This window comes from Actinopolymorpha cephalotaxi (genome assembly GCF_013408535.1).
GTDB lineage: Bacteria > Actinomycetota > Actinomycetes > Propionibacteriales > Actinopolymorphaceae > Actinopolymorpha > Actinopolymorpha cephalotaxi.
Window position 1 is genome coordinate 324,955 of sequence record NZ_JACBZA010000001.1, and the last position, 13,554, is coordinate 338,508.

Genomic DNA, 13,554 nt, shown 5'->3' on the forward strand with positions numbered 1-13,554 from the left:
TAGGATCGATCCCGTGCACTAAGATCACCGGCCATGGTCGAGCCGCGTCGCCCGGAGTATGTCCTCATCGGCCCTGTCTGTGCGGGGAAAACAACCCTTGGTGCACGACTTGCCGAGCGGCTCGGGGTTGAGCACGTCCAGCTCGACTCCATCGCCAACGACTACTACCGCATCGCTCCTGGCTGGGACGCGGACACGTACAACGCACTGATGGCCGACTCGTTCGTCGCTGCCTACCGCCATTTTGAGCCGGCCCTGGCATTCGCGGTCGAATCCGTGGTTCGTGACCACCACGACTGCATCTTCGATCTCGGTGCCGGACACACCTCGTTCCTCGACCGCCGACTGCATGAACGTGTCGTGAGCGCCCTCAGCCCCTTTTCGAACGTCGTTCTGCTACTGCCCTCGGCGGACACGATGACATCCGTACGTACATTGTGGGAACGGTGTCGACAACGTGGCCACACCTGGATCCACGACGGCGTCGACTTCATCGAGCACTGGGTCACCGACGACCAGAACCGACGGCTGGCCGACCGCGTCCTCTTCACCGAGGATCGGGATCCTGACGCGCTCGTGGAGGAGATTCTCCTAGGGGAATCGACGTCATGACGGCATCGCTCGGTGAGCAATGGCGGTCGTTCCTCCATCGCCGAGGTCTCGGCGGCGCGAACTGGTGGGCGCAGCCCTGGACTACCCCGGGGGTGGACGACGATTCTTCCGCGGAAGAATCGCCGTGGCCGAGTCGGCGGACTACCTCGCTCAGTGAGAAAGCTCCGGGTCGTCAGGGCCACCGCCAGTCTTCACGCTCGCGGATCGGGCCGGCCTCCTCTCGGCAAGCGTGAAAACACAGGGTGGGCACGGCCACCGCAGGTCTTCACGCTTCGCCGCGAGTCCCGAGGTCCGGCGGCTGCGCCATGGCCAGGGCCGACGCAGGACAACTGGCGTCGGCGAGCGTGTGTGAGTGAGCGTCGTCCTGCTCGGTAGGGTCGCCGCGAGGTGATGGGGATGACCGATCTCAAAGCGGTGCTACTCGCGGACCTACGCCGCCGTCGTGAAGTGATGCTCGCGAAGCTGGACGGGTTGTCGGAGTACGACCGGCGTCGCCCGCTGACCCCGACGGGCACGAACCTGCTCGGTCTGGTCAAGCACCTGGCTGGTTGTGAGTACGGCCACTTCGGCGACGCGTTCGGACGGTGTGCGTACGAACGACCGTCCTGGTTCCGAGACGACCCCTACACCGAGATCGACATGTGGGCGACCCCCGACGAGTCGAGTGACTACATCACCGGCACCTACCGCCAGGCCTGTGCTCACTCCGACGCCACGATCGCCGATCTTGAACTGGACCGTCCCGGTCACGTCGCGCACTGGGCGGAAGGTCACCGCGAGACGACGCTCGGAGTGCTCCTGGTCGGGATGGTCGGTGAGACCGCGCAGCACGCCGGGCACGCCGACATCATCCGCGAACTCATCGACGGCCGAATCGGGGACGACGGATCCGTCGCTGCAGATTCGACGTACTGGCGTGACCAGCTTGGCGAAGCTCAAGCGGTCGCCGACCACTTCCGCGCCGCAGGTGAAGCCGGGACAACCCGACCCTCGTGAGGTCCCCTCTGCGGCTGTCAGGAGAGCTGCTTCCACTGCCCCTCGGAGACGACTTCGATGGTGCGGCCGGTGACCTTGATGGCCGTCTGGTCGTCCATGACGTACGCCGGACCGCCGATGCCGGCTGCCCATCTCTCGGCCTCGGCCATGGTGTTGTCCGGGAACACGTCCAGGTGCGGGAAGATCGAGAAGTCGACGATCCCCAGCGTCCTGTCGTCCGGCGCGGACGGCCACTCCACGAAATCGGTGCCGATCCGGGGAGTCATCACCATGCTGCCGGCGCTCACCCCCACCCAGACCGTCTCGGGCAGCGACGGCAGGAGGTCCGCCAGCCCGGACTGCCGCATCCAGTGGCACAGGTACGTCGCGTCACCGCCGTCCACCAGCAGCACGTCGGCCTCCCGGACCCACGGGATCCAGCGCTCCTCGCCGATGCTGGGCAGCGCGGTGAGTTCGAGGACACCCACCGACTTCCAGCCGAGGTCGCACATGGGCGACGGGGACCGGCCGGCGATGAAGCGCCAGGCCGAGTCCGGCGTACACATGGGGTGGCCGTACTCCGCTGTGGGGATGCAGAGGGCGGTGGATTCGGCGATCGGCCTGCCCAACAGGTCGACCAGCGCATCGCGGATGCTCGGGTTCGTGATGCCCCCGGAGGTGAGGAGTAGCTTCAAGATGTCTCCTGGTTCGAGTGCGAAGGATCATCGACGTGACCCATCGCGCGGTCAGTCATCTCCCCTACGAACGCCTCGACCCGGATCCGACACCCCGCCAGAAGATACTTTGACGAAGAACGAAGGCCGGGGCGCTCTCGGGCGTAGGCGACCACCAGGCCTGGTCACCGACGGTCGAGCCTCCCGGTGACACGATGATCGTCCTCGGCGCCAAAGCGTGCGCGCGGCGGCGTCCGGCCGCCCTTTGAAGACGAAGGGAAACTCCTCACCGGCGTGGCTGGCTGAGGTGGTGGATCTGTTCCGTTGACCGGGGGGACGGATGCGCAGCATTTTGCCGGTACCGCTGTCCGGGTTGGCTGGACCGGACGGCCCTGCGGTTAGGCGGGATGGCTTGCTGTGGTGGTGGTATGGCTTGGTGGAGGCGTTCTCGCCCGGATTCGGGACGACCGTCTGAGCAGGCCGGTGCTGATGAGGGTGCCCGCCAGGCCGGTGGTCGGGATGGTTCGGATTCGTACGCCCAACCGATGCGCGCGATTGCTCCGCCGCCGCGGTTGCTATCTCCGTCGTTGGCCACCGCAGCCATGACCACCCCGGTTGGCTGGGATGTATCTGGCACAACAGCCGTAGGCATGGTTGCTTTCTTGACTCTTCCCTGGTCCGGGAGGTTCGGGTGTTGGCTGGGATAGACAGCGCGTTGGGTTTCCAGCGCAACGGGGAGGAGCGGATGTCTGCTGCGAGCAGGTCAGCCCGGGCGTTGTTGGGGACACTCGTCGTCGTGGTTTTGGGGGTGAGTGGCTGCCAACAGCCGTCTGTGCCCTGGCAAGGAGCGCCGGTCGCCAGCCGGTGGGAAAGGCATCTGGAGGGTCCGCAGCCGACGTACTCCCCGACGGTCGGCCCGGCCAGGGCGGGAACCTTTCCCGTGCGCGGTGGACGGGTACTGACCGATGCACATGGAATGACGCTCTATGTCAAGAACTCAGCTCCCTTCGACCGGGCGCCACATTGTGCGGGCGTGTGTACCAACATCTGGCACCCGGTGGTGGTCGGCTCGGTGAAGGTCAAACCGAAGGTGGCCGGGGTGCCGGTGCAGTTCGAGACATTGCCCCGACCCGGCGGCCTGCACCAACTCGCCGTCAACGGGCACCGTCTGTACACGTTCAAGCTGGACACCGCACCCGGCCAGACCAACGGCCAGGACTTTCAGACCGGCGGACCGACCGGAAGTGTCTACACGTGGTCGGCGGTCGTGGTCCCGTCATCAGCTCCGAGGACGATCCTCCTGCAGCGTTGAGGTCCGGGGGTCTGTCGTGGTGATGAACCAGACGCGGACGCAGGTCCGCACACGGCTGCGGCCAGGCGGTTGGGTTGTGGTGGTGGCGACGGTGACGGTCGCGGTGTTGGTGGTAGTGCTGAACGGCTGTCAGGGCAGCCCACCGCCTGAGCATGGTAGGCCCGCCGGGTCCGTCCCGAGTGCTCGGCCGGCGTTCACCCCGACGGTGGGCCCGCCGGTGGTGCGAACCGTTGAGATCAAGGGGCACAGCCGTTTCCTGGCCGACTATCGGGGGGCGACGCTCTACACCAGCACCGGGCCGGTGAACGCGAAGGGCCCCTTGTGTACAGGGTCCTGTACCTCGGTGTGGCATCCGGTGCTGGTGCACAGCGCAGGCCTACGCGACCCCGGCGGACTGGGGGTTCGGATCGGCACGCTCGACCGCCCCGGTGGCCTGCACCAGCTCGCCGTGAACGGACACCGCGCCTACACCTTCGTCGACGACACCAAGCCGGGACAACTCACCGGCGACGGGTTCATCACCGGAGGCCTGAGCGGCCAAACCCACACCTGGCGAGCCGTGCGCGTCTCCCCACGAGCGCCGGCCCGGGTCGTGTTCACACCGAAGTGACCAACGGGGCACTGTCGCCATGTCGTCTCCGCACACAGGTCTGAGAAGCCCGCGGCGGTTCCTTGTCGTAGTGGTGGTGATCGCCGTGCTGTGCGGAGGCGTGGTCGGCGGGGCCGCCGGGACATTCGCCGCCATCAACATCGCCCGTGACGGCCACACCGCTCCGACGGCCGGCGCCCTGGGGGTGTCGGAGAACTCCGGACTGGTTCCTCGGCTGATCGCTCGTACCAACCCGAGCGTGGTGGAGATCGACACCTGGTTCTTGGGCCACCGGGCAGTCGGAACGGGTGTGATCCTCACCAACGACGGACTGATCCTTACCAACTTCCATGTCGTCTCTCCCGCCCGCCGTATCGGTGTGCGATTCGTGCCGGGCCAAACCCCGCTGTCAGCGGTCCTGGTCAGCGCCGCCCCCAGAGCCGACCTCGCGGTCATCCGGGTCACCACTGACGGTGGCCTCACACCGGCACGGTTGGGCGACTCCGACTCACTGGAAGTAGGCCAGACCGTCGTTGCCGTAGGGACGTCGGAGGGTCTGCACGACAGTGCGTCGCTGGGGATCATCAGCGCACTCAACAGGCCGGTCTCGGTCCCCGAAGCGTCGACCGGCCTGGCGCCGTCGGGAGGCGTCGTCACCTACGACGCCATCCAAACCGACGCCGCGCTCAACCCCGGCAACTCTGGCGGCCCGCTGTTCGACCTGGATGGCCGCGTCATCGGGATCAACTCCGCGATCTACACACCGCCCGACCGGGCACCTGTCACCGGCATCGGGTTCGCAATACCGATCAACACCGCGAAACAGATCATCCACAACCTCTCCACCGAAGGCGGCTGACTCGCCCATCCGCCTGGTGACGGGCGAGCGTAGGTCATCCAGCGAGCGCGCTGCTTGTGGCGCTCGTCCCAGTCGTCGCCGACGCCGCTGGTGCCCACGCCACCATCCTCCCGGGCGACCAGACAGCCTGCAGCGGTTCAGGGCGCACCGAGGGGCGGAGGGTTTACCCGGTGTCCTGGCTTGGTCCGGGAGGTCGGCAGCCCGTAGCCTGCCCGGCGCGGTGGGCAGCATGGCTGCCCGCCCGTAACCGCCCACCGTGGGTTCTGGGTATGCGCTTCGCTCTGTCGCGTCGCCTGCTGTGGCTGTGGCTATGCCACGGAGTGAGTGATGGTGCCGGTGTAGGTGCCGGCCGTGGCTTGGGCGGGGATGTTGATGATGAGGGTCGGGTTCCACGTGGCGGTGTTGAGGCCTGTGCCGGTGGTTTTGGAGAAGGCTGTGCGGCTGGTGTTGAGGTTGACTGCCCCGGCGGCGGTGGGTTGGCCGGGCACGAAGTTGCCGCTGCCGGTGGTGCTGGTTGCAGGGCCGGACCAATAGGATGCGGCGGCCTTGCTGATGGTCTGGGTTGGTGGGCTGGTGGCGAAGTCGGTGGAGGTGACGGTCACCGTCCACAGGTTCGGGCCCGGAGCTCTGCGGTCGGCAACGCTCGCCGGTCCGAGCTGAGTGCTCAGCTGGGCTCCGGGGGCGCCGTTTCCGGCGCTTACCGGGCCACCTGGGACCGTGATGGACAGTGTTCCGGCGATCGTGGTGTTGAGCCGTACGGAGAGGTTGTCGGAGCCGCTGTTGGCGGTGGCCACGTCGGGTAGGCCGTCGTTGTTGAAGTCGGCGGCGACCACGGATTGGGGGCCCGTTCCCATGGAGAAGCCGCTGGCGGCGCCGAAGGTTGCGGTGCCGGTGCCGAGGAGTACCGAGATCCGGTTGCCCGTGGCGCTTCCGCCGCCGTCAGCGGTCACGAGGTCTTCGTGGCCGTCGAAGTCCAGGTCGGCGACCGCGACCGAGAATGGCTGGTTTCCGACGGTGTAGTTCGTGGCGGCGCCGAATCCGCCCGTGCCGGTGCCGAGGAGGACGGACAGGTTGCCGCTGGCCTGGTTGGTGACCGCCAGGTCGGCTCTGCCGTCGGTGTTGAAGTCGCCGACGGCGACGCCGCGTGGGCTGGTTCCGCCGCCCAGCGCGAAGTTGGTGGCCGCCCCGAAGGTTCCGGTGCCGGTGCCGAGCAGGATCGACACGTTGTTGGAGCCTGAGTCGGCCACCGCCAGGTCGGGGTTGGTGTCGTTGTTGAAGTCACCGACGGCGAGACCGTATGGACTGGTCGCGCCGTTGAGGCCGAAGGTGCTGGCGGCCCCGAAGCCGCCGGTCCCGGTGCCCAGCCGGATGGTGATGTTGTTGCCGGTGAAGTTTGCCGTGGCGAGGTCGGGGTTGCTGTCGCGGTTGAAGTCGCCGACTGCGACGGCCTGCGGGCCCGTTCCTACGGTGAAGTTCGTCGCGGCGCCGAAGGTGCCCGTCCCGGTACCGAGAAGGATCGAGACGCTGTTGGACAGGAAGTTGGCGACCGCCAGATCGAGACGGCCGTCCTTGTTGAAGTCGCCGACCGCGACCGATCGGGGGTTGTTCTGGGCAGCGAAGCGGGTGGCCTCGCCGAAGAGGCCGGCACCTATGCCCAAGAACACCGAAACGTTGTTGTCCTGGTTGTTCGCGGTGACCAGGTCCATATTGCCGTCGCGGTTGAAGTCACCTGCCGCGACTGATCGGGGTTGGCGGCCTTCGGTGGAGTAGTTGGTGACGGGCCCGAACGTGACCGTCTGCGCGTAGGCCCGAGGCGTGGGCGCCCAGACGAGCCAGGCTGTCAGGAGAACGAGAGCGAGGGCAACAGAACGGCTCTGTTGGCGAATCCTCATGCTCCGCGCGTCCCTCCCGCCTGATGTGCCTGAGCGGATTCTGCCATCCGGTCCCTTGGTGTCGGACGTTTCAACGGGGAGAAAGTCGCCATCGTCGTTTCGTGAATGCTTTGGCGAGCCATCTTGCAGCTAGTGCAACAGATCCACCTATAGGTATGTGGGGGCTCAAGGTGTCAAAACGATCTCTCGGTCTGCCGCTTCTCGCAGTGGCTGGCCTTGCCACGGCTCTACTGACCGCTCAGCCGGCGCAGGCGGCGACCTGCCCGGCGTCGACGACGTGCCCGACCACGGTGACCTTCGGCGTCAACCAGGGCAACCTGACAATCGCCGTGCCGGCCGGCCCGATCTCCCTCGGCAACGGCAACCCGGGCGACACGATCAGTAACACCTTCACCGGTGGCGGAGGAAGCGCGGTCACAGTCTCCGACCAGCGCGCATCGACCACACCCAACTGGACAGCGCTGGCGTCCTCCACGAACTTCACCGGCGACAGCACAGGTGCGGTGATCCCGAACGGCGACGTGTTCTACGCCTCCGGGATCGCGACCAGCACTACCGGCAACGGCACCTTCACGCCCGGCCAGGCCACCCCGCCGGGGCAGGCACTGGATGGTGTCCAACTCACCGCGTACAGCCACTCAGGTGGGTCCGGGAACAACTCCGCCACATGGAACCCCACCATCACGATCAACATCCCTGCTGACGCGGTGGCCGATGTCTACCGGGGAACGGTCAACCACTCCGTTGGTTAGAACTCTCGTCCGCTACGCGGTCCTGCTCGCAGGGCTCGCACTGCTGGTACCCGGAGTTCTCGGGGGGCGGCCCGCCAACGCCGACAGTTGGCCGCCCCCGAGCCCGAGCCCGACTCCGAGCCCGGCCCGACCGGCAGACACGGGCGCGTTCGGTGTGCGGCTGCTCGAAGCGCCAGTGAACCGAGTAGACGACCCTCGCGCCCGGATCTACATCGTCGATCACGTGAATCCCGGTACTACCTTCCGCCGGAAGTTCCTGGTGAGCAGCACCTCACCCAGACCACATGTCGTCACGATCTACGCAGCCGCGGCCGCGATACGTCGCGACGCCTTCATCTTCGCCGCCGGCCACACATCGAACGAGCTAAGTTCGTGGATCAACGTCGACAAACCGAAACTCCGTCTGCCTCCTCATGGGCAAGCCGTCGTGGAAGCCACGATCAGCGTGCCCAAGGAGGCGAGCGAGGGTGAACGGTACGCGGTGATCTGGACGCAGATGAAATCCCCCAAGGCGCAGGCGAACGAGAACGTCTCCCTGGTCAACAGAGTCGGGATCCGCGTCTATCTCGACGTCGGACCTGGAGGAGAACCGCCGTCAAACTTCAAGGTCAACAGAGTGGTTCCCGAGCGCACCGAATCTGGCCTTCCAGAAATCGTCGCGGATGTCACCAACACCGGTAAACGCGCACTCGACCTCAGCGGCGAGCTCTGGCTGGACCACGGGCCCGGGTCACTTCGAGCCGGCCCCTTCCCAGTCGACGAGGGAACAACTCTCGCACCCGGCAATCGCGGCTCTGTCACTGTGCGCCTTGACGAACGCCTGCCCAATGGGCCGTGGAAGTTCCGACTGAAGCTGCGAAGCGGTGAGACAGAACACACGACCACGGGCGACGTGACCTTCCCCGCCACGCGCGGCACCTTCGGACTACCCGCCACCCTGAGTGCGCCGCTGCCACTCGCCCTGCTCTCCACCGGTGCGCTCGGGGTGGTCGGAGTGAGCGTCCTAGGGTTCGTTGGCCTCCGCCGCTTCCGCGCGCGGCCCTGAACCCAACGCCGGTCTTCCGTCGGCAGGATGGGACTGCTGCATGAGCCGGTGACATCCGAACTGTAGCTCCGACAGGTGCTGCTGGAAGGATGTGCGCTGTGACCGAAGCCTTACCCCGAGGAGTTCCGCGACGACGTGGTCAATCAACGTTGCCCGTCGGCGTGAGCCGGGGCAGACGGTCAAGCAGATCGCTGCCGATTTCGGGATCGCGGAGTCGTGTCTGCGTAACTGGATGCGCCAGGCCGACGTCGAGGACGGGCTCAAGCCCGGAACCACCGCTGTCGACAACGGCCATCTTCGCGAAGCCAGGAAGGGGACTGTGACGGCTTTTGGCGCGTCGTAGTGGATCGGTGCTTTGCGCTCCCGGGCGACGGTGACGACGAAGCACTATGTCCGACGGGCCCTGCAGATGCGGCTCGGGCTTCCGGAAGGGTCCAGCCAAGCGACATCGAGGAACTCCTAGGATCCGATGCTGTGCACTAAGCTCGCCGGCCATGGTCGAGCAGCGGCGCCCGGAGTACGTCCTGATCGGCCCCGTTGGTGCTGGGAATGACCACGCTCGGCACCCGACTGGCCAGCAGGCTCGGGGTTTCACACGTCCACCTCGACGCCATCGCCAACGACTACTACCGCATCGCCCCGGGCTGGAACGCCGACACCTACAACGAGTTGATGGCGGACTCGTTCGTCGCCGCCTACCGCCCTTCGAGCCGGCCGTCGCGTTCGCCGTCGGAGCTGTGGTGCGTGACTACCGTGACTGCGTCTTCGATCTCGGTGCCGGCCACACGTCCTTCCTCGACCGCGGGCTGCACGAACGCGTTGCGAGTGCGCTCCGTCCGTTCTCGAACGTCGTTCTGCTGGTGCCATCCACGGACACGGTGACCTCGGTGCACATCCTGCGGGAACGCTGCCGCCAGCGCGGCCACACCTGGATCCACGACGGCATCGACTTCATCGAGCACTGGGTCACCGACGACCAGAACCGACGCCCGGGGGAGACGGCGACATGACGGGGTCGCTCGGCCGGCAGTGGAGTCCGTTCCTTCACCGGCGAGGTCTCGACACCGCGAACTGGCGGGCGCGACGGCTGCCGGGCGTCACGAACGAGACCTGGCTGCTGACCCGCGCCGATGGCAGCCGTCCCGACGAACGCTACGTGCTGCGGCACTATGTGCGGACGAGTGCCGACGCCGAGATCATCTTCGAACTGGCAGCTCTGCGCTATCTGGCAGCGAACGCGTTTCCCTTTGCCGGCGTGGTGGATCCGCTCGACGGCACCGCCGGAATCGACCAGGTCGACGGCAGACCGGCCGCGCTGTTCACGTACGTACCAGGCATTGTCGGCGAGAGCCTGGGTGACACGGGAGCACACGACCTCGCCGAAGGCGTCATCGCGGCAGGCTTGCTGGCACGCATGCACCTGGTGTCCCGCCACCGGACCTTCGCGGGTTCTCGCGTCGAGCGAAGTGACCCGTTGACGCGGTTGACACGATGGATGAGCCGGTATGGTTCGGACCCCGACTTCTCGACCGTGCCTGGTGGCGCCGCGTTCCTGGCCGAACTCTCGTCCCTTATCGACGAACTCACCGCCGCCCTGGAGACCACCTCCGGCCTGTGGGTCGGACTGGTCCACGGAGACGTCGCACCGAACAACCTGGTGCGAGACCCGTCTGGGGATGTGGCTGCTCTCCTCGACTTCGACGACTGCCAGTACTCCCACGTGCTTTACGATCTGTGCTCGATTCTGTGGTCGTGGGGACGCTCGCCCGACGGCCACGTCGATCCCCGACGAGTGCGACAGCTGGTCGGGTCCTACGCGGACGTACGCCAGTTGTCGGACGACGAACGTCAACTGCTGCCGAAGCTGTTCGCCGCCTACCTGGCCGCGGACGGCGTGGACAAGGTCACCTGGTGGTGGCGTGGTGAGGGCCGTCCCCGGCCCGTCTCCGAAAGCAGCGCCGCGCGGTGCTTCCTCGAACTGATCGCCAACCCGGGGCTCGGCGGCACGCTGTCCGGTCACGGGTGAACGCTGCCGGATCGTCGGGTTGCGAGCAAAAGCTGTTGACCGAGTCACGATGCATCGGCGAGTGTCATCGGACATGACGATGCCTGCGGCGTTCACTCTGTCGGCCTTCACCGGTGATGCCGACATCAGGGCCATCGAGGCGGTGCGTTCAGCGGTCCGCACTGTCAAACCGGACGCCTGGATGCCCGGCCCGGACACCGATCCGGCGTCCCGGTTGCCGTACTGCCGGATCGCCCGCGTCGGTGACGCACCGGTCGGTTACACCTGGATGGACTGGTGGACCGAGAGGGACGGCACGCGACTGCTGCTTCTCCTCGGGTACGTCCACCCGCACTGGCGGCGGCGCGGCATCGGTGGTCACTTTCTGACCTGGCAGTTGGAGGCCGCGCGACAGGATCCGCCGGCGATGGACGGCGACGGTCCATACGTGTTCGGTGGCAACGCTGACATCGATCAGCCCGATGTGCGGAACCTGCTGATGCGGGCCGGCTTCCGGCTGGCGTTCACCGCGATGGATCTGGAGTGCGACCTGGAGGAGACCGCCCCTGCACCGGTGCCATTGCCCGATGGCCTGGTGGAACGCAGACTCGGCGAGGTGGAGCATCGCCTTGTCCACGCGGCGATCGAGGAGTCGTTCGCAACGAGTACTCACGGGTACGTGCCACGAACCTACGAGCGGTATCGGCGCGACGTCGCCGACAGGCAGTCGGACACCGGCCTTTGGTGTGTGGCATGGGACGGCGACGAGGTGGCCGGCGTGGTGATCAACGAGAAGGTCGATGCGGGTACCGGGTTGACGCCGTGGGTTGCGGTGCGGAAGCGGTATCGGCGGCGTGGACTGGCGACGGCTCTGGTGCGCAACGGGCTGGCGCGGTGCAGTGCGGCCGGGCTGAAGCGGGTACGGATCGCCACGATCCTCGAGAACGCCAACCAGACGGTCGGCTTCTACGAGCGCATGGGTTATCGCGAGGTACTCAGGAGACCTCGCTACCGTCGTCCGTTCGACAGGAGTGGAGTGACAGTCGCCTGACGGTCCACTCGCGGACACTCCGGGTCGGAGACCACGACCCGGCGCAAGGCAGGATTGACACGCGATGGGCGTACGTCGGCATCTACGGCAGGTGGGCAGGAAGGCCGAAGTTACTTGCTTGCGTGGCGCCCCGGAGCGGGTGGACGATACGCTGATGGTGGCAGGGGTGTATCTCGGCGGCGGTGGCTCGGAGCAGGACGAGGCTCGGCTGTGGGACAGGTTCCTGGTGCCCGGCCAACGCATCCTCTACTGGCCGTTCGCACTCGCCACGAACCAGCATGAGGGAGCTTTTCGATGGCTGGCCGACTGCCTGGCCGCGCGTGGGGACTTCCGGATCGAGATGTGGTCGAGTCCCGCGGGCCGCTCCGAACAGGATCTGGCCGATGTTGATCTCCTTTTCGTCGGTGGCGGCAACACGTTCGGCCTGCTTGATCACCTCCAGCGGCATCACTTCCTGCAGCCTGTTCGGAACTTCCTCGATGCGGGTGGCGCCATGTACGGCGGAAGCGCCGGGGCGGTTCTCGCCGGCGCGGACATCGCGATCGCCGGCGACGTCGACTCCAACGACTGCGGCATCACGGACACGTCGGCGCTCGACCTGCTCGGCGGACTGGTCATCCGCCCCCACTACGACGCAAGCGACGACCACCTGCTCCGCACCTGGGCAAGGACTCACGACCAGACGATTCTCGCGGTTCCGGAACGTAGTGGAGTCGCCGTCACCGACGGTCGAGCCTGCAACGTGGGCCCCGAAGACGTTCACCTGATCGGCCCTGCGGGAGCCGAACGCCGGAGCCCGGGGCATACCTGGTCCTTGGTGGCGTAGTCCGAGATCCCGGGTGTCATCGCGTGCTGCCCCTGATCTGCGGCACAGCGAGCCTGATCCGCCCGCACTGCCGGTGTGCCTGTCGTACGCCGGGGTGGTGGCCTCGTTCTCAGTAACCCAAAGGGGTCCTTGTGTCGTCTGCTTCCTCAGCCGTATCCGATTCTGCTCAACCCGCGCCGCCAGGGCGCCGCATCATCGTGACGGGGCAGGCCGGGGCCGGGAAATCCACGTTGTCACACGCACTTGCTGCCAAGTCCGGCTTCCCCCTCATTCATCTCGACCTCGAGTTCTGGAAGCCCGGCTGGGTCGAGCCGTCGGAAGCGGAGTGGCGCGAGAAGCAGCGTCGCGTGCTTGCGGGCGACGCGTGGATCGCCGATGGCAACTACACGGAGACGCTCGACCCCCGTCTCGAACGCGCCGACACCGTGGTGGTGCTCGTCACGCCGTGGTGGCGGTGCGCGGGCCGGGCGTTCCTGCGCGGCTTCCGGATGCCGGGCCGGCTGCCAGAAGGATGTACGTACTCGGCGTGGCAACGGTTGCGCGATGAATGGCGCCTGATCCCGTCCATCTGGCGGGACCGGCGCGCGAACGACCGCGAGCTTGCGATCATCGCCCAGCACGGGCACCACGTGACTCGGCACGTGTTCAAGTCCAAGCGGGCGATCAGGGAGTTCCTCGACGGGTTCGACGCCGGCGACGGCCCGGCGAGACCGCCGTCGTGCGGCTGCCGGTGAAGCCACGGTGGGCTTGAGGAGGCCGGGGCCGAACTGATCATCGGCACTGCGGCTGACCTGGGATTTGGTGGGTGCCCCCGGCAGGATTCGAACCTGCGACACACGGTTTAGGAAACCGTTGCTCTATCCCCTGAGCTACGAGGGCACGGCCCCCGAGTTGTGGGGGCGCGGCGCACAGTCTAGCGACCGGGGTTCGTCGGTGGCGGCAGGGACTGACCGAGGCGACGT

14 protein-coding genes and 1 tRNA gene are annotated in these 13,554 nt (G+C 66.8%); 12 read left to right on the top strand and 3 right to left on the bottom strand.

The annotated features are described in order from the left end of the window. Positions 1-33: 33 nt before the first annotated feature. Complete coding sequence (locus FHR37_RS01400; RefSeq protein WP_092881360.1) at positions 34-612, top strand: AAA family ATPase; 579 nt, start codon at positions 34-36, stop codon at positions 610-612. A gap of 396 nt (positions 613-1,008) precedes the next feature. Then, positions 1,009-1,608, top strand: coding sequence for a DinB family protein (locus tag FHR37_RS01405; RefSeq protein ID WP_092881362.1), 600 nt, complete (start codon positions 1,009-1,011; stop codon positions 1,606-1,608). Positions 1,609-1,625: 17 nt separating this feature from the next. Here FHR37_RS01405 and FHR37_RS01410 read toward each other — a convergent pair whose 3' ends face one another. After that, positions 1,626-2,282, bottom strand: a complete 657-nt coding sequence (locus FHR37_RS01410; protein WP_092881364.1) for a Type 1 glutamine amidotransferase-like domain-containing protein — start codon at positions 2,280-2,282, stop codon at positions 1,626-1,628. A gap of 1,012 nt (positions 2,283-3,294) precedes the next feature. Here FHR37_RS01410 and FHR37_RS01415 point away from each other — a divergent pair. The 3 genes from FHR37_RS01415 to FHR37_RS01425 all read left to right on the top strand — a co-directional run bounded on the left by FHR37_RS01415 (position 3,295) and on the right by FHR37_RS01425 (position 5,021). Next, entirely contained in the window at positions 3,295-3,573 is a 279-nt protein-coding gene (locus tag FHR37_RS01415; protein ID WP_175542357.1) for a COG4315 family predicted lipoprotein, read from the top strand. Between the two features lie 217 nt (positions 3,574-3,790). Further along, on the top strand, positions 3,791-4,183 hold the full coding sequence (locus tag FHR37_RS01420; protein ID WP_175542358.1) for a COG4315 family predicted lipoprotein: 393 nt from the start codon (positions 3,791-3,793) through the stop codon (positions 4,181-4,183). A 76-nt stretch (positions 4,184-4,259) separates the two neighbouring features. Further along, a complete protein-coding gene (locus FHR37_RS01425) occupies positions 4,260-5,021 on the top strand; it encodes a S1C family serine protease (RefSeq protein ID WP_175542359.1) in 762 nt (253 codons plus the stop codon). Positions 5,022-5,329: 308 nt separating this feature from the next. Here the strand turns inward: FHR37_RS01425 and FHR37_RS01430 are convergent, their stop codons facing one another. Next, positions 5,330-6,913, bottom strand: a complete 1,584-nt coding sequence (locus tag FHR37_RS01430; RefSeq protein ID WP_092881372.1) for an FG-GAP repeat domain-containing protein — start codon at positions 6,911-6,913, stop codon at positions 5,330-5,332. Between the two features lie 155 nt (positions 6,914-7,068). Between FHR37_RS01430 and FHR37_RS01435 the strand changes: the two genes are divergently transcribed. The 7 genes from FHR37_RS01435 (at position 7,069) to FHR37_RS01470 (ending at position 13,326) form a co-directional block, all read left to right on the top strand. Beyond that, positions 7,069-7,665, top strand: a complete 597-nt coding sequence (locus tag FHR37_RS01435; protein ID WP_202817907.1) for a hypothetical protein — start codon at positions 7,069-7,071, stop codon at positions 7,663-7,665. Positions 7,666-7,819: 154 nt separating this feature from the next. Beyond that, positions 7,820-8,710: a hypothetical protein gene (locus FHR37_RS01440; RefSeq protein ID WP_092881374.1), complete on the top strand. Its 891-nt coding sequence runs from the start codon at positions 7,820-7,822 to the stop codon at positions 8,708-8,710. 740 nt (positions 8,711-9,450) lie between these two features. Further along, positions 9,451-9,720, top strand: coding sequence for a hypothetical protein (locus tag FHR37_RS01450; RefSeq protein WP_139238827.1), 270 nt, complete (start codon positions 9,451-9,453; stop codon positions 9,718-9,720). Beyond that, positions 9,717-10,736, top strand: a complete 1,020-nt coding sequence (locus tag FHR37_RS01455) for a phosphotransferase (protein WP_092881378.1) — start codon at positions 9,717-9,719, stop codon at positions 10,734-10,736. Before FHR37_RS01450 ends, FHR37_RS01455 begins: the two co-directional genes overlap by 4 nt. Positions 10,737-10,809: 73 nt before the next feature. Beyond that, positions 10,810-11,766 (top strand): GNAT family N-acetyltransferase, encoded by a 957-nt coding sequence (locus FHR37_RS01460; protein ID WP_175542360.1) that lies wholly within the window; start codon positions 10,810-10,812, stop codon positions 11,764-11,766. 154 nt (positions 11,767-11,920) lie between these two features. Next, positions 11,921-12,592, top strand: a complete 672-nt coding sequence (locus FHR37_RS01465) for a Type 1 glutamine amidotransferase-like domain-containing protein (RefSeq protein ID WP_175542361.1) — start codon at positions 11,921-11,923, stop codon at positions 12,590-12,592. A gap of 230 nt (positions 12,593-12,822) precedes the next feature. Continuing rightward, positions 12,823-13,326: a P-loop NTPase family protein gene (locus tag FHR37_RS01470; protein WP_092881384.1), complete on the top strand. Its 504-nt coding sequence runs from the start codon at positions 12,823-12,825 to the stop codon at positions 13,324-13,326. Between the two features lie 72 nt (positions 13,327-13,398). Here the strand turns inward: FHR37_RS01470 and FHR37_RS01475 are convergent. Further along, positions 13,399-13,471: transfer RNA gene (locus FHR37_RS01475), tRNA-Arg, on the bottom strand. Positions 13,472-13,554 lie beyond the last annotated feature (83 nt).

Excerpts from the sequence above, each read along its gene's own strand:
- FHR37_RS01400 (WP_092881360.1), top strand. The coding sequence starts at position 34 with ATGGTCGAGCCGCGTCGCCCGGAGTATGTCCTCATCGGCCCTGTCTGT.
- FHR37_RS01405 (WP_092881362.1), top strand. The coding sequence starts at position 1,009 with ATGACCGATCTCAAAGCGGTGCTACTCGCGGACCTACGCCGCCGTCGT.
- FHR37_RS01430 (WP_092881372.1), bottom strand. The coding sequence starts at position 6,913 with ATGAGGATTCGCCAACAGAGCCGTTCTGTTGCCCTCGCTCTCGTTCTC.
- FHR37_RS01435 (WP_202817907.1), top strand. The coding sequence starts at position 7,069 with ATGTGGGGGCTCAAGGTGTCAAAACGATCTCTCGGTCTGCCGCTTCTC.
- FHR37_RS01455 (WP_092881378.1), top strand. The coding sequence starts at position 9,717 with ATGACGGGGTCGCTCGGCCGGCAGTGGAGTCCGTTCCTTCACCGGCGA.
- FHR37_RS01460 (WP_175542360.1), top strand. The coding sequence starts at position 10,810 with ATGACGATGCCTGCGGCGTTCACTCTGTCGGCCTTCACCGGTGATGCC.
- FHR37_RS01465 (WP_175542361.1), top strand. The coding sequence starts at position 11,921 with ATGGTGGCAGGGGTGTATCTCGGCGGCGGTGGCTCGGAGCAGGACGAG.